Genomic DNA, 17,226 nt, shown 5'->3' with positions numbered 1-17,226 from the left:
GATTTGACCCATGTTCAAATATATTGGCGACATCGTTAAGGGTACTGGTACCCAGTTGCGCAGCCTGGTCATGATTTTCGGCCATGGCTTTCGCAAGCGCGACACCCTGCAATACCCGGAAGAGGCGGTGTACCTGCCGCCGCGCTACCGTGGCCGTATCGTCCTGACTCGCGACCCTGATGGCGAAGAGCGTTGTGTGGCCTGCAACCTGTGCGCCGTGGCGTGCCCGGTGGGTTGCATCTCACTGCAGAAGGCCGAAACCGACGACGGTCGTTGGTACCCGGAGTTCTTCCGCATCAACTTCTCGCGCTGCATTTTCTGCGGCCTCTGCGAGGAAGCCTGCCCGACCACCGCGATCCAGCTGACACCGGATTTCGAGATGGCCGAGTTCAAGCGTCAGGACCTGGTTTACGAGAAAGAAGATCTGCTGATCTCCGGCCCTGGTAAAAACCCTGACTACAACTTCTATCGGGTTGCCGGTATGGCCGTTGCCGGGAAGCCGAAAGGTTCCGCGCAGAACGAAGCCGAGCCGATCAACGTGAAGAGCTTGCTGCCTTAAGGAAGAAGTAAAGATGGAATTCGCTTTCTACTTCGCATCGGGTATCGCGGTTGTGGCCACGCTTCGCGTGATCACCAACACCAACCCGGTGCATGCCCTGCTCTACCTGATCATTTCGCTGATTGCCGTGGCGATGACCTTTTTCAGCCTCGGCGCACCCTTTGCCGGCGTACTCGAAGTGATCGCCTACGCGGGCGCCATCATGGTGCTGTTCGTGTTCGTGGTGATGATGCTCAACCTTGGCCCCGCTGCCGTCCAGCAAGAGCGCGTGTGGCTCAAGCCCGGTATCTGGTTGGGTCCGGTCGTGCTCGCGGCGCTGCTGCTGGCTGAACTGCTGTATGTGCTGTTCAGCCACTCCAGCGGTGCCGCCATTGGCCTGACCACCGTAGACGCCAAGGCAGTGGGCATCAGCCTGTTCGGTCCTTATCTGCTGGTGGTCGAACTCGCCTCGATGCTGCTGCTCGCCGCAGCGGTCACGGCGTTCCACTTGGGCCGCAACGAAGCCAAGGAGCAATGACGATGCCTGCTATCCCTTTGGAGCATGGTCTGGCGGTTGCCGGCATCCTGTTCTGCCTCGGCCTGGTCGGCCTGATGGTGCGCCGTAACATTCTTTTCGTGTTGATGAGCCTGGAAGTGATGATGAATGCCGCGGCATTGGCCTTCATCGTTGCGGGCGCCCGTTGGGGCCAGCCGGATGGACAGGTCATGTTCATCCTGGTGATCAGCCTGGCAGCCGCCGAGGCCAGTATTGGCCTGGCGATCCTGCTGCAGCTGTATCGCCGCTTCCACACGCTCGATATCGACGCTGCCAGTGAGATGCGCGGATGAACCTTATCTTCCTGACTTTCGTATTTCCCCTGATCGGGTTCCTGCTGCTGTCGTTCTCCCGTGGCCGACTCTCGGAAAACCTCGCGGCGCTGATCGGCGTCGGCTCCATCGGCCTGTCGGCAATTGTCGCGGCCTATGTGATCTGGCAATTCAACGTCGCGCCACCCGAAGGTGGTCATTACACCCTGGTGCTGTGGCAGTGGATGGCGGTCGAGGGCTTCAAGCCTGACTTCGCCCTGTACGTCGACGGCCTGTCGATCACCATGCTTGGCGTGGTGGTGGGCGTGGGCTTCCTGATCCACCTGTTCGCGTCCTGGTACATGCGCGGTGAAGACGGTTACTCGCGCTTCTTCGCGTATACCAACCTGTTTATCGCCAGCATGCTGTTCCTGGTGCTGGGCGATAACCTGTTGTTCCTGTACTTCGGCTGGGAAGGCGTAGGCCTGTGCTCGTACCTGTTGATCGGTTTCTACTACAGCAACCGCAACAACGGTAACGCCGCACTCAAGGCCTTTGTCGTCACCCGTATCGGCGACGTGTTCATGGCCATCGGCCTGTTCATCCTGTTCATCCAGGTGGGCACGCTGAACATCCAGGAACTGCTGGTGCTGGCACCGCAGAAGTTCCAGGTCGGTGACTTCTGGATCACCCTGGCGACCCTGATGCTGCTGGGTGGCGCGGTCGGCAAATCCGCACAACTGCCGCTGCAAACCTGGCTGGCGGACGCGATGGCGGGCCCGACCCCGGTGTCGGCCCTGATCCACGCCGCGACCATGGTAACCGCCGGTGTCTACCTGATCGCCCGTACCCACGGCCTGTTCACCCTGGCGCCGGACATCCTGCACCTGGTGGGCATCGTGGGCGGCGTGACCCTGGTCCTGGCCGGCTTCGCGGCCCTGGTACAGACCGACATCAAGCGGATCCTCGCCTACTCGACTATGAGCCAGATTGGCTACATGTTCCTGGCCCTGGGCGTGGGTGCCTGGGATGGCGCGATCTTCCACCTGATGACCCACGCCTTCTTCAAGGCCCTGCTGTTCCTGGCGTCCGGTGCGGTGATCGTTGCCTGCCACCACGAGCAGAACATCTTCAAGATGGGCGGCCTGTGGAAGAAACTGCCGTTGGCCTACGCCAGCTTCATCGTCGGCGGCGCGGCCCTCGCGGCCCTGCCATTGGTGACCGCAGGTTTCTACTCCAAAGACGAAATCCTCTGGGAAGCGTTCGCCAGCGGCAACCACGGCCTGCTGTACGCCGGCCTGGTCGGTGCGTTCATGACCTCGCTCTACACCTTCCGCCTGATCTTCATCACGTTCCACGGTGAAGCCAAGACCGAAGCCCACGCGGGTCACGGCATTGCCCACTGGCTGCCCTTGTCGGTGCTGATCGTGCTGTCGACCGCCATTGGCGCGATGATCGTGCCGCCCCTGCACGGCGTACTGCCACAAAGCGTCGGCCATGCCGGCGGCGAAGCCAAGCACAGCCTGGAAATCGCCTCGGGCGCCATTGCCCTGGCCGGTATCCTGCTGGCCGCCCTGCTGTTCCTGGGCAAGCGCCGCTTCGTCACCGCCATCGCCAACAGCGGCGTCGGTCGCTTCCTGTCGGCCTGGTGGTTCGCCGCCTGGGGCTTCGACTGGATCTACGACAAACTGTTCGTCAAGCCGTACCTTGCGATCAGCCACCTGCTGCGCAAAGACCCGTTCGACCAGACCATCGGTCTGATCCCGCGTATGGCCAAAGGCGGTCACAACGCCCTGAGCCGCACCGAGACCGGTCAATTGCGTTGGTACGCTGCCTCGATGGCTGCTGGTGCCGTGTTGGTCATCGGTGCTGTCGTGCTGGTAGCGGTCTGATATGAACCTTGCGAATTTGCGAAAGGAAACGAGCCCGTCATGATTCTGCCCTGGCTAATCCTGATCCCCTTCATCGGCGGCCTGCTGTGCTGGATGGGTGAGCGCTTCGGCTCTACCCTCCCGCGCTGGATTGCGCTGTTGACCATGACCCTGGAACTCGCCCTCGGCCTCTGGCTGTGGGCCCACGGTGACTACTCATTTGCACCGGCGCCTGGCGCCGATCCGACCTGGGCGCTTGAGTTCAAGCATGTCTGGATCCAGCGCTTCGGCATCAACGTGCACCTGGCCCTCGACGGCCTGTCGCTGTTGATGATCCTGCTGACCGGCCTGTTGGGTATCCTCTCGGTACTGTGCTCCTGGAAAGAGATTCAGCGTCACGTGGGTTTCTTCCACCTGAACCTGATGTGGATCCTGGGCGGTGTGGTCGGAGTGTTCCTCGCCCTCGACCTGTTCATGTTCTTCTTCTTCTGGGAAATGATGCTGGTGCCGATGTACTTCCTCATCGCGCTCTGGGGTCATAGTTCGTCCGACGGCAAGAAAACCCGGATCTACGCGGCCACCAAGTTCTTCATCTTCACTCAGGCTTCCGGCCTGATCATGTTGGTGGCGATCCTGGGCCTGGTCCTGGTCAACTTCAACAGCACTGGCGTGATTACCTTCAACTACGCCGACCTGCTGAAGACCAAGATGTCGATGACCACCGAGTACATCCTGATGCTCGGTTTCTTCATCGCCTTCGCGGTCAAGCTGCCGGTGGTGCCGTTCCACTCCTGGCTGCCGGACGCCCACGCCCAGGCGCCGACTGCCGGCTCCGTGGACTTGGCGGGTATCCTGCTGAAGACGGCGGCCTACGGCCTGCTGCGTTTCGCCCTGCCGCTGTTCCCGAATGCTTCGGCCGAGTTCGCGCCGATCGCCATGACCCTGGGTCTGGTCGGGATCTTCTACGGTGCGTTCCTGGCGTTTGCCCAGACCGACATCAAACGCCTGATCGCGTTCTCCAGCGTCTCGCACATGGGCTTCGTGCTGATCGGCATCTACTCCGGCAGCCAACTGGCCCTGCAAGGGGCGGTGATCCAGATGCTGGCTCACGGCCTGTCGGCAGCCGCACTGTTTATCCTCAGCGGCCAACTCTACGAGCGTACCCACACGCGCGACATGCGTGAGATGGGTGGCCTGTGGTCGAAGATCGCCTACCTGCCAGCCATCAGCCTGTTCTTCGCGGCGGCCTCCCTGGGCTTGCCGGGCACGGGCAACTTCGTCGGTGAGTTCCTGATCCTCATTGGCACCTTCGCCAGTGCGCCATGGATCACCGCGATTGCCACCTCGGGCCTGGTGTTCGGCTCGGTCTACTCGCTGATCATGATTCACCGTGCCTACTTCGGCCCGTCCAAATCGGACGCGGTGCTGCACGGCATGGATGCTCGCGAACTGATCATGGTGCTGGGCCTTGCGGCGTTGCTGATCTATATCGGCGTTTACCCGCAACCGTTCCTCGATACCTCTGCCGCCACCATGCATGGCGTGCAGCAATGGCTCGGTACCGCCTTCACTCAACTCGCTTCGGCCCGGTAAGAGCGCTATGGAATTCACGATTCAACACTTTATCGCGCTAGCGCCACTGTTGATCACCAGCCTCACCGTGATTGTGGTGATGCTGGCTATCGCATGGCGCCGCAACCACTCACAGACCTTCCTGCTCTCGGTAGCGGGTCTTAACCTGGCCTTGCTGTCGATCCTGCCAGCACTCAAGGTCGCGCCGCTGGTCGTCACCCCGCTGATGCTGGTCGACAACTTCGCACTGCTGTACATCGCACTGATCCTGGTTGCGACCCTGGCCTGCGTCACCCTCGCCCACGCCTATCTCGGCGAAGGCGGCACGGGCTACCCGGGCAACCGCGAAGAGTTGTACCTGCTGATCCTGCTGGCTGCGGCCGGCGGTATCGTGCTGGTCAGCGCGCAGCACCTGGCCGGCTTGTTCATCGGCCTGGAACTGCTCTCGGTGCCGGTCTACGGCCTGGTGGCCTACGCCTTCTTCAACAAGCGCTCCCTGGAAGCCGGCATCAAGTACATGGTGCTGTCGGCTGCCGGTTCCGCGTTCCTGTTGTTCGGCATGGCGCTGCTCTATGCCGATGCTGGCAGCCTGAGCTTCAGCGGTATCGGTCATGCCCTGGCCGCCAGCGGCGCGGCCAGCCCGCTGGCGCAACTGGGCCTGGCGATGATGCTGGTGGGCCTGGCGTTCAAACTGTCCCTGGTGCCTTTCCACTTGTGGACGCCGGACGTGTACGAAGGTGCCCCGGCCCCTGTCGCCGCGTTCCTGGCGACTGCCTCGAAAGTCGCGGTGTTTGCGGTCATGGTGCGTCTGTTCCAGATCTCCCCAGCTGCCAACACTGCCGTGCTGAGCAACGTCCTGACCGTGATCGCCATTGCATCGATCCTGTTCGGCAACCTGCTGGCACTGACCCAGAGCAACCTCAAGCGTCTGCTGGGTTACTCGTCCATCGCCCACTTCGGCTACCTACTGATCGCCCTGGTGGCGAGCAAAGGCCTGGCCCTGGAAGCCATTGGCGTGTATCTGGTCACCTACGTGGTCACCAGCCTCGGCGCGTTCGGTGTGATCACCCTGATGTCCTCGCCGTACAAGGGCCGTGACGCCGACGCGCTGTACGAGTACCGCGGCCTGTTCTGGCGTCGTCCGTACCTGACTGCCGTACTGACCGTGATGATGCTGTCCCTGGCCGGTATCCCGCTGACCGCGGGCTTCATCGGCAAGTTCTACATCATTGCCACCGGTGTCGAAGCGCACCAATGGTGGCTGGTCGGCTCCCTGGTACTGGGCAGCGCCATCGGCGTCTTCTACTACCTGCGCGTGATGGTCACCCTGTACCTGATCGAGCCAAACCTGCGCCGCGTCGATGCCGAGCTGCACTGGGAACAGAAGGCCGGAGGCGTGATGCTGTTGGCCATCGCCCTGCTCGCGTTCTTCCTGGGCGTCTACCCACAACCTCTGCTGACCCTGGTTCAGCAGGCGGGCCTGGGTTGATCGCCTGAGCGACACGCAGCACCAATAGAAACGGCACCTTCGGGTGCCGTTTCTGCATTCAGGGGATAGGGTTTTGATCAGGCGATGGCGGGCAGCGCCGGGCCGTAGCCTTCGATGAACTCGGCCGGCATGCGCTTGGGCCGGCCGGTGGACAGCTCGATGCAGACAAAGGTGGTTTGCGCACGCAGCAGCGTGGTGTTGTCGCTGGGGCGGATCAGTTGGAAGTGCCGGGTCATTTTCAGGCGCTGGTCCCAATCAACGATCCAGGTCGCCAACTGCAACTCGTCGCCCTCGTAGGCTGCCGCCAGGTAGTCGATTTCGTGGCGCACTACGGCCATGGCCCGATCAAGGCGCCGATACTCGGTCAGGTCCAGCCCAAGGCGCTGAGAGTGGCGCCAGGCGCAACGTTCGAGCCAGGTGACGTACACCGCATTATTGGCGTGCCCCAACCCGTCGATGTCCTCAGCGGCCACCTCAAGGTCAATGATGAACGGCGTTGCCCGATCCCAGCCCATGCCACACTCCCGGTCAGATGATTTCGCCCGGGCAGTGTAGCGGATGATCAGGCCGATTGGCGCGCCTGTACGGCACGCGCCGCGAGTAACGCCAGCACGCCTTCGATCAAGCGCGGGTCGGCCAATACGCGCTGGTGACCGCCCTGCTCCAGGCGCAACAGGCGACTGTCGAACCAGGCGTCGTGGATCAACTGCGACTCCCCGACCAAGACGAAGGGATCGTCCTCGGCATGCACGATCAGGCCCGGCATCGTCAACTGGTAGTGCGCGACATCGAGCCGTGACGCCTGGATCCCGACACCCTGCTCGATCTGCCGGATAAACGCCGAGCGCGCCTTGGGCGGCATGCCGACGTAGCGGGCAAAGCCACGCAACACTGCAAGGATTCGCGCGGGCGCCGCGATCGTGACCAGGGTTTCGGTACGCAAGCCCAGTTGTACGGCAAGCATCGCGCTGGCCCCGCCCATGGAATGGCCGATGACGGCGCGCAAGGGCGGCAGCTCGGCCGCGGCTTCCAGCAGGGCGCGGGCGAATTGCATCACATTGGCTTCACGCCCCGGGGACCGACCGTGGGCTGGGCCATCGATGGCGACCGCGGTGTAGCCGCTGTCGACCAACGCGCTGATCAGGCTGGCGAACTGTGTCGGACGGCCTTCCCAGCCGTGCATCAGCAGCACCGTCGGCCCCTGCCCCCAGCGCAAGGCCGAGAGGCCAAAACGCAGGGTGATGCGCTCGGCGCTCGCCAACAGCGGCATTTCCCACTCCCGCGGCGGTAGCTCTCGCGGCGTCATGAACGCCTGGCGCATCTTGCTCGCGATCATCCCGGGGGCTACCCAGCCCAACGTAGCGTTTACGCCTCGAACCCAACTTAATGTGCTCATCGTGCATCTCCACAGGCCAGCGCTTCAGGTCATAACACCGCCGACTTGGCGGCACGCAGCAATCGATCAGACAACTCACCCGCGCCAAGCGCCCGCGCCAGGCTCAACCCACCGACCATCAATGCCAAGTCCGCCAATGCCTTGTCGATGTCTTCCGGGCTACTGGCCAACTGCGCGACCATCAGTTCGAGGTGCTCGCTCAGCGCCAGCCGAAAGTCATCCGGCAAGCGTCCCATCTCCCCGACTGACGCCGGGATCGGACAGGCATTCTCAGTGGAGTCGCGGTGTCGGCGAGACAGGTAGAACGCCGCCACCAACGCCCGGCGCTCTTCGCCGGTCAACTTGTCATCCATGTTCGCGATCAGCGCCCGACGCTGACCCAGCAGTTGAGTGAACGCCTCCAACATCATCGCGTCCTTGCTGTCGAAGTGCGCGTAGAAGCCACCCACGGTCAGGCCGGCAGCCCCCATCACTTCGCCCACGCTGGGCTCGGCCGGGCCGCGCTGGACCAGCGCAGAACTGGCGGCCTGGAGAATGCGTTCACGGGTTTGCGCTTTTTTGTCGTTCATCGATGCCTCCGAATATTACGATAGAAATATTATTCTCATAATAATTTTACGCAAGTCTTTAATTTGACCGTTGGTCAGGAGAACTAGAAGGGAGGATTAAGCGGGTTGGCCAAACGCCAGACAAACAAAAGGGCCATTCAATAATTGAATGACCCCTATAAATCCCGCAGAGCGGGTAATCGTGGCGTCCCCTAGGGGACTCGAACCCCTGTTACCGCCGTGAAAGGGCGGTGTCCTAGGCCACTAGACGAAGGGGACACAAACCTTCTATACAACTGATCAGTGCTGAGTGCTGATCGATTCAAGGCCGGTGTGGCCAGACCTTGAACTGTAAATTGGTGGAGCTAAGCGGGATCGAACCGCTGACCTCCTGCATGCCATGCAGGCGCTCTCCCAGCTGAGCTATAGCCCCAGATTTTTCGCCTCGCGGCGGAGTGGCATCTTGCGACATCACTTCTGTAATACTGGCGTCCCCTAGGGGACTCGAACCCCTGTTACCGCCGTGAAAGGGCGGTGTCCTAGGCCACTAGACGAAGGGGACGCAAACCCTTCTATACAACTGATCAGCGCTGAGCGCTGATCGCTTCAAGACCGGTGTGGCCAGACCTTGAAGTGTAAATTGGTGGAGCTAGACGGGATCGAACCGTCGACCTCTTGCATGCCATGCAAGCGCTCTCCCAGCTGAGCTATAGCCCCTCATCGCTGAGGACGGGGCGAATCTTAAGGGCGTATCGAAAGTCTGTCAAACTTATTTTTCAAATAATTTAAAATTTTTTGCCGACAGAACAATCACTTACCGCCCTCCCCCCGAAAATCCGGGGGTCTGGCGACCACTGCGCACCCAACGACAGGCATGCACAATGGCCATCAGTCCTTCATGCAGCGTGTCAGGCGATAGCGCCCAGCAGCTTTTCCCACTCTTTGTTTTCTTTCTTCGACACGCCACCGAGCAGGTCGATGGCCTGGCGCAGACGGAAACGGGTCAAGTCCGGGCCGAGGATTTCCATGGCATCGAGCACCGAGACCGAGCTCGCCTGGCCGGTGATGGCGGCGAACATCAGCGGCATGGCATCACGCAGCTTCAGCTCCAGGGATTCGACCACGGCCTGGATGGTCGCGGTGATGCTGTCCTTCTCCCACTGACGCAGGCTTTCGAGCTTCCACAGGATCAACTGCATCAACTGACGAACCTGGTCGCCCGAGAGCTTCTTGGACTCGAACAGCTTGGCATCCGGGTTCACGCCACCGGCAAAGAAGAATCCGGCCAGCGGTGCGACCTGGCTGAAGGTTTCAACCCGGCCTTGCACATGCGGGGCAATCTTCATCATGTACTCGGGGTTCAGCGCCCAGGTCTGCATGCGGCTGGCGAACTCTTCCACCGGCAAGTCACGCAGCCACTGGCCGTTGAGCCAAGACAGCTTCTCGACGTCGAAGATCGGCCCGCCCAGGGAGACGCGCGAGAGGTCGAAATGGTCGACCATCTCTTGCAGCGAGAACTTCTCGCGCTCGTCCGGCATCGACCAGCCCATGCGGCCCAGGTAGTTGAGCATCGCCTCGGGCATGAAGCCCATGCGCTCGTAGAACGTCACCGATGTCGGGTTCTTGCGCTTGGACAGCTTGCTCTTGTCCGGGTTGCGCAGCAGCGGCATGTAGCACAGCTGCGGCTGCTCCCAGCCGAAGTACTCGTACAACAGAATCAGCTTTGGCGCCGATGGCAGCCATTCCTCGCCACGCAATACGTGAGTGATGCCCATCAGGTGGTCGTCGACCACGTTGGCCAGGAAGTACGTCGGCAGGCCGTCGGTCTTCATCAGCACTTGCATGTCCATGCGATCCCACGGGATCTCGACGTCGCCACGCAGCATATCCGGCACCACGCACACACCTTCGGTCGGCACCTTCATGCGGATCACGTGGGGCTCGCCGGCGGCCAGGCGCTGGGCGACTTCTTCCTTGGACAGCAGCAGCGCACGGCCGTCGTAGCGCGGGGTTTCGCCGCGCGCCATTTGTTCGGCGCGCATCTGGTCCAATTCCTCGCTGGTGCAGAAGCACGGGAAGGCATGCCCCATGTCCACCAACTGCTGGCAGTACTTCTGGTAGATATCACCACGCTCGCTCTGGCGATAAGGGCCATGCGGCCCACCGACGTCCGGCCCCTCGGCCCAATCGATGCCCAACCAGCGCAAGGCGTCGAAAATCTGCTGCTCGGACTCGCGGGTCGAACGCAACTGATCGGTGTCTTCGATGCGCAGGATGAACTCACCGCCATGCTGCTTGGCAAAGCAGTAGTTGAACAAAGCGATGTAAGCGGTGCCGACATGGGGATCGCCGGTAGGCGATGGCGCGATGCGAGTGCGGACGGTGGTCATGGCGTGTCTCGAAAGAAGATGAAAAGCGGAGATGAAACAAAGGCCGAATGGTAACAGGCGACACCCGCCCCGCTCCAGTCAGCAGGGCATTTAAGCCAAGCTTGGGGCTACAAAAGCCCTGGAGGCCGCTGAACAGCTGATTCGCCTTAGGTGGCATTTACCACTGGTCGGCTATGTGACAGATTCAGCGCCTGATAAATTTCCTTACACTTTCCCGACTACAGTCTGCCCATGCCTGCCCAACTCAAGCGTCGCCTGTTTATTTTCCTGATCATTGTCCTGCTGATTGCCGGCGGCTTCTTTGCCGAATGGTTTCTCAAGGGACGCTTCTATGAAAGCACTGATAACGCCTATGTCCAGGGCGAAATCACCCGTGTCTCCAGCCAGTTGAGCGCCCGCATCGACGAGGTGCTGGTGCAGGACAACCAGCACGTGGAAAAAGGCCAACGGCTGATCAAGCTTGAAAGCGACGACTTCCAACTGGCCATCGACCGCGCCAACGCCGCCCTCGCCACCCGCGAGGCCGAGCACCTGCAAGCGCAGAGCAAACTGACCCAGCAAGCCAGCCTGATCGCCTCCAGCGACGCGCAGGTCGCGTCCAGCCAGGCCAGCCTCGGCCGCTCGCAAATCGACTTGTCGCGCGCCGAAACGCTGCGTAAACCGGGCTATGTGTCGGAAGAGCGGGTCACCACCCTGTCCGCCGAAAACCACATCGCCCGCTCACAGGTGACCAAGGCCCAGGCCGATGCCCAGGCACAGCGCCAACAGGTCAATGCCCTCAACGCCGAACTCAAGCGCCTCGACGCACAGATCGCCAATGCCCGCGCCGATCTCGCCCAGGCACAGTTGAACCTGACCCGCTGCGCGATCTACGCGCCCATCAGCGGCCTGATCGGCCAGCGCGCCGCCCGTAATGGCCAGGTGGTGCAAGCCGGCGCCTACCTGTTGTCGATCGTCCCGGACCAGGACATCTGGATCCAGGCCAACTTCAAGGAAACCCAGATCGGCCGTATGCAGCCCGGACAAAAGGCCCAACTGATCTTCGATGCCTACGGCGACACGCCCATCGAAGCTCGCATCGACAGTCTGTTCGCCGCCTCGGGCGCGCAGTTCAGCCTGCTGCCACCAGACAATGCCACCGGCAACTTCACCAAAGTCGTGCAACGGATCCCAGTCAAGCTGACCTTCGCCGCCGACAACCCGCTGGCCGGCAAGATCCGCCCCGGGATGTCGGTCACGGTCAAAGTGAACGTCAAAGACCCTGTCGATGGCCGGTGATCAACTGATCCGCCCAGTCGGCGAACCGACTCGGCGGGACTGGATTGCGGTGATGAGCGTGATGCTCGGCGCCTTCATGGCGGTGCTCGATATCCAGATCACCAATTCTTCGCTCAAGGACATCCAGGGCGCGCTGTCGGCCACCCTGGAGGAAGGCTCATGGATTTCCACCTCCTACCTGGTGGCGGAAATCATCATGATCCCGCTCACCGCGTGGCTGGTGCAGTTGCTGTCGGCGCGCCGCCTGGCAGTGTGGGTGTCGCTGGGGTTCCTGGTGGCCTCGCTGCTGTGTTCCATGGCCTGGAGCCTGGAAAGCATGATTGTGTTCCGCGCCCTGCAGGGGTTCACCGGCGGCGCGTTGATTCCGCTGGCGTTCACCCTGACCCTGATCAAGCTCCCCGAACACCACCGCGCCAAAGGCATGGCGATGTTCGCCATGACGGCGACCTTCGCGCCTTCCATCGGCCCGACCCTGGGCGGCTGGCTCACGGAAAACTGGGGCTGGGAGTACATCTTCTACATCAACATCCCGCCCGGCCTACTCATGATCGCCGGCCTGATGTATGGCCTGGAGAAGAAAGCATCGCACTGGGAACTGCTCAAAAGCACCGACTACACCGGCATCCTCACCCTGGGCGTCGGCCTGGGTTGCTTGCAGGTGTTCCTGGAGGAAGGTCATCGCAAGGACTGGCTGGAATCGAGCCTGATCGTCACCCTGGGCAGCATCGCCCTGGTCAGCCTGATCACCTTTGTCATCGTGCAGGTGTCCAAACCCAATCCGCTGATCAACCTGGGCATCCTGCGCAACCGCAACTTCGGCCTGTCGAGCATTTCCAGCCTGGGCATGGGCGTGGGGCTATATGGCTCGATCTACCTGCTGCCGCTGTACCTGGCGCAGATCCAGAACTACAACTCGTTGCAGATCGGCGAGGTGATCATGTGGATGGGCGTGCCGCAGCTGTTCCTGATTCCGCTGGTGCCCAAGCTGATGAAGTACATTTCGCCCAAGTGGCTGTGTACCTTTGGCTTCGGCCTGTTCGGCCTGGCGAGCTTTTCCTCGGGCGTGCTCAACCCGGACTTCGCCGGGCCGCAGTTCAATCAGATCCAAATCATCCGCGCCCTCGGCCAGCCGCTGATCATGGTGACCATTTCGCTGATCGCCACCGCCTACATCCTGCCCCAGGATGCCGGCTCGGCGTCGAGTCTGTTCAACATCCTGCGCAACCTGGGCGGCGCCATCGGCATCGCGCTGCTCGCCACCCTGCTGGACGCGCGCACCAAGACCTACTTCGACTACTTGCGTGAGGCGATTGTGCCCACCAACCCGCAGGTGGCCGAACGCCTGGCGTCGCTGACCGACCGCTTCGGCAGCGAGACGGCGGCACTGGGCAAGCTCAGCGAAATCGCCCACCAGCAGGCGTCGATCATGGCCTACAACGATGCGTTCCACTTTGTCGGGATTGCGCTCGGGGTGAGCATGCTGGCGATCCTGTTGACCAAGGCGTTGCCGGCGGGATTGAAGGCCGGTGAGGCGCACTAGCGAGTCTCTGCGGTGCCTCGACTGGCCCTATCGCGAGCAGGCTCGCTCCCATAAAGGATCCAAGCCAGGCACAACATTTGAGGCCACTGAAGATCAGTGTGGGAGCGAGCCTGCTCGCGAAGATCCCCTATCCGGCGCTGACGATCAAACCGCCAACAACCGCTCGCGCATCTTGGCGATTTCGTCGCGGGTCTGGGCCGCGGCCTCGAACTCCAGGTCGCGGGCCAACTGGTACATCTTCTCTTCCAGCACGCGGATGCGCTTGGCGATCTCGTTCGGCGAGCGCAGTTCGTTCTCGTACTTGGCGCTCTCCTCGGCGGCCTTGGCCATGCCCTTGCGCTTCTTGCTGCGCGAACCCGGCACGGTAGCGCCTTCCATGATGTCGGCGACGTCCTTGAACACCCCCTTGGGGGTAATGCCATTGGCCAGGTTGAAGGCGATCTGCTTTTCGCGACGCCGCTCGGTCTCGCCAATCGCCCGCTCCATGGAGCCGGTGATGCGGTCAGCGTACAGGATCGCCCGGCCATTGAGGTTACGCGCCGCCCGGCCGATGGTCTGGATCAGCGAACGCTCGGAGCGCAGGAAACCTTCCTTGTCGGCATCGAGGATCGCCACCAGCGACACCTCCGGCATGTCCAGGCCTTCACGCAGCAGGTTGATCCCCACCAGCACATCGAAGGTGCCCAGGCGCAGGTCGCGAATGATCTCGACCCGCTCCACCGTGTCGATGTCCGAGTGCAGATAACGCACCCGGACCCCATGATCGGCCAGGTAATCGGTCAAGTCTTCGGACATGCGCTTGGTCAGCGTGGTCACCAGCACCCGCTCCCCCAGCGCCACGCGCTTACCGATTTCCGAGAGCAAGTCGTCGACTTGGGTCAACGCCGGGCGGATTTCGATTTGCGGGTCTACCAGCCCGGTCGGCCGCACCAGTTGCTCGACCACTCGGCCGGCATGTTCGGCCTCATAGTTGCCGGGGGTGGCCGAGACAAAAATCGTCTGTGGGCTGATGCTTTCAAACTCATCGAAACGCATCGGCCGGTTGTCCAGCGCCGACGGCAGGCGGAAGCCGTACTCAACCAGGGTTTCCTTGCGCGAACGGTCGCCTTTATACATCGCGCCCACCTGCGGCACGCTGACGTGGGATTCGTCGATCACCAGCAAGGCGTCGGCCGGCAGGTAATCGAACAGGGTTGGCGGGGCCTGCCCGGAGTCGCGGCCGGACAAGTAGCGCGAATAGTTTTCGATGCCATTGCAGTAGCCCAGCTCCAGGATCATCTCCAGGTCAAACCGGGTGCGCTGTTCCAGGCGCTGGGCTTCCACCAGCTTGTTGTTGGAGCGCAGGTAGTCCAGGCGCTCCTGCAATTCGACCTTGATCCCCTCGATGGCGCCGAGCAGGGTTTCGCGCGGTGTCACGTAGTGGCTCTTGGGGTAGAAGGTAAAACGCGGCAGCTTGCGGATCACCTCGCCGGTCAGCGGATCGAAGGCCGAGAGACTTTCCACCTCGTCGTCGAACAGCTCGATGCGGATCGCTTCCAGGTCGGATTCAGCCGGGTAGACGTCGATCACATCGCCGCGCACGCGGAAGGTGGCGCGGGCAAAGTCCATGTCGTTGCGGGTGTATTGCAGGTCGGCCAGGCGGCGCACCAGGGCGCGCTGATCGAGCTTGTCGCCGCGATCGATGTGCAACACCATTTTCAGGTAGGTTTCGGGGCTGCCCAGGCCGTAGATGCACGACACCGTGGTGACGATGATCGCATCCTTGCGCTCCAGCAGGGCCTTGGTCGCCGACAGCCGCATTTGCTCGATGTGGTCGTTGATCGAGGCGTCCTTCTCGATGAACGTATCGGACGACGGCACGTAGGCTTCGGGCTGGTAGTAGTCGTAGTAGGAAACGAAGTACTCGACGGCATTGTTCGGGAAGAATGCCTTGAACTCACCGTACAACTGCGCGGCCAGGGTCTTGTTCGGCGCCAGCACCAGGGTCGGGCGCTGCACTTGTGCGATCACGTTGGCGATGCTGAAGGTCTTGCCGGAACCGGTCACCCCCAACAACGTCTGGTGCGCCAGCCCGGCATCGATGCCCTCGACCAGCAAGCGGATGGCTTCCGGCTGATCGCCAGCGGGCTGGAAGCGGGTGACGAGCTGGAATTCGGACATAACGGACCTCTGGGTTCAATCCGGCACGGGCAAACCGGGCGACACGGATGAACGGCGCTCGCGACGTATGTCGCAGGGAAAAATCATGATACCCGTTGATGTGGTGGCGAATGCCGCTAGTTTCAAGGCAAACGTCCTACATGTGTCATCAGCGCCTGCCATGGCCCTACGACGAACGGCCGAAAAATAAACCGAGAAACTTGCCCGAAAAGCACAAACGCCTGTCGCTCTGCCCGGTGATGAGCCCTATACTTGCTCCCCGTTTGTGCACCGCTCTAGTGCATTCGGCTGGAGCGCCACACGTCCCTCCACATTCCATTCAGAGCCGCCGCAATAATGAGCCTGTTCTCCGCTGTCGAAATGGCACCACGCGATCCTATCCTGGGCCTCAACGAAGCATTCAACGCTGACACTCGTACCAACAAGGTCAACCTGGGGGTCGGTGTTTACTGCAACGAGGAAGGGAAAATTCCACTCCTGCGCGCCGTTGTCGAAGCCGAGACGATTCGGGCCGCTCAACACGCTTCCCGTGGCTATCTGCCAATCGACGGTATTGCCGCCTACGACCAGGCCGTGCAAAAGCTGCTGTTTGGCGCTGATTCGCCGCTGCTGGCGGCTGGCCGTGTCGTCACCACCCAATCCGTTGGTGGCACTGGCGCCCTGAAGATCGGCGCCGACTTCCTCAAGCAACTGCTGCCCGACGCCGTTGTGGCCATCAGCGACCCAAGCTGGGAAAACCACCGCGCCCTGTTCGAAACCGCCGGTTTCCCGGTGCAGAACTACCGCTACTACGATGCCGCGACTCACGATGTGAACCGTGCCGGCCTGCTGGAAGACCTCAACGCCCTGCCAGCCAACGCCATCGTGGTGCTGCACGCCTGCTGCCATAACCCGACCGGCGTCGACCTGACCCCAGCGGACTGGAAGGACGTACTGGAAGTGGTCAAGGCGAAGAACCTCGTGCCATTCCTCGACATGGCCTACCAGGGCTTTGGCGACGGCATCGACGAAGACGCGGCGGCAGTGCGTCTGTTCGCTGAGTCCGGCCTGAACTTCTTTGTCTCCAGCTCGTTCTCCAAGTCGTTCTCGCTGTACGGCGAACGTGTGGGCGCACTGTCCATCGTCAGCGAGTCGAAGGAAGAAAGCGCGCGCGTCCTGTCGCAAGTCAAGCGCGTGATCCGCACCAACTACTCCAACCCACCGACCCACGGCGCAACAATCGTGGCCGCCGTGCTCAACAGCCCAGCGCTGCGTGCCGAGTGGGAACAGGAACTGGCCGAAATGCGCCTGCGCATTCGCGGCATGCGGATCCAGATGGTTGAAACCCTGGCCAAGCTCGCACCGGATCACGACTTCAGCTTCGTCGGTCGCCAATGTGGCATGTTCTCCTACTCTGGCCTGACGGTTGAGCAAGTGACCCGCCTGCGCAGCGAGTTCGGTATCTATGCCCTGGACACCGGCCGCATCTGCGTGGCCGCGCTGAACCAGAGCAACATCGACGTGGTGACCAAGGCTATCGTCGCGGTGATCTGAGTCGTTGCGTGATACGAAAAACGGGAAGCCTTTGGGCTTCCCGTTTTTATTTGCCTCTGAAACCTCTGCACAACCTCTAGACTGCCTACCTATCAAGCGACGTT

General features: G+C 61.7%; 14 protein-coding genes and 4 tRNA genes. 9 read left to right on the top strand and 9 right to left on the bottom strand.

Features of this window, described 5'->3' with window-relative positions; genetic code table 11:
• Positions 1–10: 10 nt before the first annotated feature.
• Genes nuoI through nuoN form a run of 6 tightly spaced genes read left to right on the top strand, consistent with a single transcriptional unit; the run spans position 11 to position 6,277 of the window.
• Positions 11–559, top strand: coding sequence for an NADH-quinone oxidoreductase subunit NuoI (gene nuoI, locus BMW74_RS13870; RefSeq protein ID WP_093421186.1), 549 nt, complete (start codon positions 11–13; stop codon positions 557–559).
• 13 nt (positions 560–572) lie between these two features.
• Positions 573–1,076: an NADH-quinone oxidoreductase subunit J gene (gene nuoJ / locus BMW74_RS13865; protein ID WP_093421181.1), complete on the top strand. Its 504-nt coding sequence runs from the start codon at positions 573–575 to the stop codon at positions 1,074–1,076.
• Between the two features lie 2 nt (positions 1,077–1,078).
• The gene (nuoK, locus tag BMW74_RS13860; protein ID WP_093421177.1) at positions 1,079–1,387 is read left to right on the top strand and encodes an NADH-quinone oxidoreductase subunit NuoK; all 309 of its coding nucleotides are present in this window, start codon (positions 1,079–1,081) and stop codon (positions 1,385–1,387) included.
• A complete protein-coding gene (gene nuoL / locus BMW74_RS13855) occupies positions 1,384–3,237 on the top strand; it encodes an NADH-quinone oxidoreductase subunit L (RefSeq protein WP_093421172.1) in 1,854 nt (617 codons plus the stop codon). The genes nuoK and nuoL overlap by 4 nt, the downstream gene beginning before the upstream one ends.
• A gap of 39 nt (positions 3,238–3,276) precedes the next feature.
• A complete protein-coding gene (gene nuoM / locus BMW74_RS13850; RefSeq protein ID WP_093421168.1) occupies positions 3,277–4,809 on the top strand; it encodes an NADH-quinone oxidoreductase subunit M in 1,533 nt (510 codons plus the stop codon).
• Between the two features lie 7 nt (positions 4,810–4,816).
• On the top strand, positions 4,817–6,277 hold the full coding sequence (nuoN, locus tag BMW74_RS13845; protein ID WP_093421163.1) for an NADH-quinone oxidoreductase subunit NuoN: 1,461 nt from the start codon (positions 4,817–4,819) through the stop codon (positions 6,275–6,277).
• Positions 6,278–6,354: 77 nt separating this feature from the next.
• On the opposite strand, the gene BMW74_RS13840 is transcribed toward nuoN, so the two are convergent.
• The 8 genes from BMW74_RS13840 to gltX all read right to left on the bottom strand — a co-directional run bounded on the left by BMW74_RS13840 (position 6,355) and on the right by gltX (position 10,611).
• Complete coding sequence (locus BMW74_RS13840; RefSeq protein WP_093421158.1) at positions 6,355–6,792, bottom strand: acyl-CoA thioesterase; 438 nt, start codon at positions 6,790–6,792, stop codon at positions 6,355–6,357.
• Between the two features lie 47 nt (positions 6,793–6,839).
• Complete coding sequence (locus BMW74_RS13835; RefSeq protein WP_093421155.1) at positions 6,840–7,673, bottom strand: alpha/beta fold hydrolase; 834 nt, start codon at positions 7,671–7,673, stop codon at positions 6,840–6,842.
• Between the two features lie 29 nt (positions 7,674–7,702).
• The gene (locus BMW74_RS13830) at positions 7,703–8,242 is read right to left on the bottom strand and encodes a TetR/AcrR family transcriptional regulator (RefSeq protein WP_093421150.1); all 540 of its coding nucleotides are present in this window, start codon (positions 8,240–8,242) and stop codon (positions 7,703–7,705) included.
• A gap of 182 nt (positions 8,243–8,424) precedes the next feature.
• A tRNA-Glu gene (locus BMW74_RS13825) sits at positions 8,425–8,500 on the bottom strand.
• Between the two features lie 78 nt (positions 8,501–8,578).
• Positions 8,579–8,654: transfer RNA gene (locus BMW74_RS13820), tRNA-Ala, on the bottom strand.
• Between the two features lie 53 nt (positions 8,655–8,707).
• A tRNA-Glu gene (locus BMW74_RS13815) sits at positions 8,708–8,783 on the bottom strand.
• A gap of 79 nt (positions 8,784–8,862) precedes the next feature.
• A tRNA-Ala gene (locus BMW74_RS13810) sits at positions 8,863–8,938 on the bottom strand.
• 191 nt (positions 8,939–9,129) lie between these two features.
• Complete coding sequence (gene gltX, locus BMW74_RS13805; RefSeq protein WP_093421147.1) at positions 9,130–10,611, bottom strand: glutamate--tRNA ligase; 1,482 nt, start codon at positions 10,609–10,611, stop codon at positions 9,130–9,132.
• Positions 10,612–10,842: 231 nt separating this feature from the next.
• On the opposite strand from gltX, the gene BMW74_RS13800 reads away from it, so the two are divergent.
• Both BMW74_RS13800 and BMW74_RS13795 read left to right on the top strand, forming a co-directional pair.
• Positions 10,843–11,889 carry an HlyD family secretion protein gene (locus tag BMW74_RS13800; protein WP_093421143.1) on the top strand — a complete coding sequence of 349 codons (1,047 nt, stop codon included), beginning with the start codon at positions 10,843–10,845 and terminating at the stop codon, positions 11,887–11,889.
• Positions 11,890–11,938: 49 nt separating this feature from the next.
• Complete coding sequence (locus BMW74_RS13795) at positions 11,939–13,429, top strand: MDR family MFS transporter (RefSeq protein WP_175479221.1); 1,491 nt, start codon at positions 11,939–11,941, stop codon at positions 13,427–13,429.
• A 144-nt stretch (positions 13,430–13,573) separates the two neighbouring features.
• Here the strand turns inward: BMW74_RS13795 and uvrB are convergent, their stop codons facing one another.
• Positions 13,574–15,589 (bottom strand): excinuclease ABC subunit UvrB, encoded by a 2,016-nt coding sequence (uvrB, locus tag BMW74_RS13790; RefSeq protein ID WP_093421133.1) that lies wholly within the window; start codon positions 15,587–15,589, stop codon positions 13,574–13,576.
• A gap of 336 nt (positions 15,590–15,925) precedes the next feature.
• Between uvrB and BMW74_RS13785 the strand changes: the two genes are divergently transcribed.
• A complete protein-coding gene (locus BMW74_RS13785) occupies positions 15,926–17,122 on the top strand; it encodes an amino acid aminotransferase (RefSeq protein ID WP_093421128.1) in 1,197 nt (398 codons plus the stop codon).
• Positions 17,123–17,226 lie beyond the last annotated feature (104 nt).

The sequence above is a fragment of the Pseudomonas sp. ok272 genome (genome assembly GCF_900109995.1).
Taxonomy (GTDB): domain Bacteria; phylum Pseudomonadota; class Gammaproteobacteria; order Pseudomonadales; family Pseudomonadaceae; genus Aquipseudomonas.
This window is presented reverse-complemented; position numbering and strand designations above follow the sequence as displayed.

What these genes read in the sequence shown, in the direction of transcription:
- nuoJ (WP_093421181.1), top strand. Translation starts at nt 573, where the DNA reads ATGGAATTCGCTTTCTACTTCGCATCGGGTATCGCGGTTGTGGCCACG.
- BMW74_RS13830 (WP_093421150.1), bottom strand. Translation starts at nt 8,242, where the DNA reads ATGAACGACAAAAAAGCGCAAACCCGTGAACGCATTCTCCAGGCCGCC.
- uvrB (WP_093421133.1), bottom strand. Translation starts at nt 15,589, where the DNA reads ATGTCCGAATTCCAGCTCGTCACCCGCTTCCAGCCCGCTGGCGATCAG.
- gltX (WP_093421147.1), bottom strand. Translation starts at nt 10,611, where the DNA reads ATGACCACCGTCCGCACTCGCATCGCGCCATCGCCTACCGGCGATCCC.
- nuoI (WP_093421186.1), top strand. Translation starts at nt 11, where the DNA reads ATGTTCAAATATATTGGCGACATCGTTAAGGGTACTGGTACCCAGTTG.
- BMW74_RS13785 (WP_093421128.1), top strand. Translation starts at nt 15,926, where the DNA reads ATGAGCCTGTTCTCCGCTGTCGAAATGGCACCACGCGATCCTATCCTG.
- BMW74_RS13840 (WP_093421158.1), bottom strand. Translation starts at nt 6,792, where the DNA reads ATGGGCTGGGATCGGGCAACGCCGTTCATCATTGACCTTGAGGTGGCC.
- nuoM (WP_093421168.1), top strand. Translation starts at nt 3,277, where the DNA reads ATGATTCTGCCCTGGCTAATCCTGATCCCCTTCATCGGCGGCCTGCTG.
- nuoK (WP_093421177.1), top strand. Translation starts at nt 1,079, where the DNA reads ATGCCTGCTATCCCTTTGGAGCATGGTCTGGCGGTTGCCGGCATCCTG.
- BMW74_RS13835 (WP_093421155.1), bottom strand. Translation starts at nt 7,673, where the DNA reads ATGAGCACATTAAGTTGGGTTCGAGGCGTAAACGCTACGTTGGGCTGG.
- nuoN (WP_093421163.1), top strand. Translation starts at nt 4,817, where the DNA reads ATGGAATTCACGATTCAACACTTTATCGCGCTAGCGCCACTGTTGATC.
- BMW74_RS13800 (WP_093421143.1), top strand. Translation starts at nt 10,843, where the DNA reads ATGCCTGCCCAACTCAAGCGTCGCCTGTTTATTTTCCTGATCATTGTC.
- nuoL (WP_093421172.1), top strand. Translation starts at nt 1,384, where the DNA reads ATGAACCTTATCTTCCTGACTTTCGTATTTCCCCTGATCGGGTTCCTG.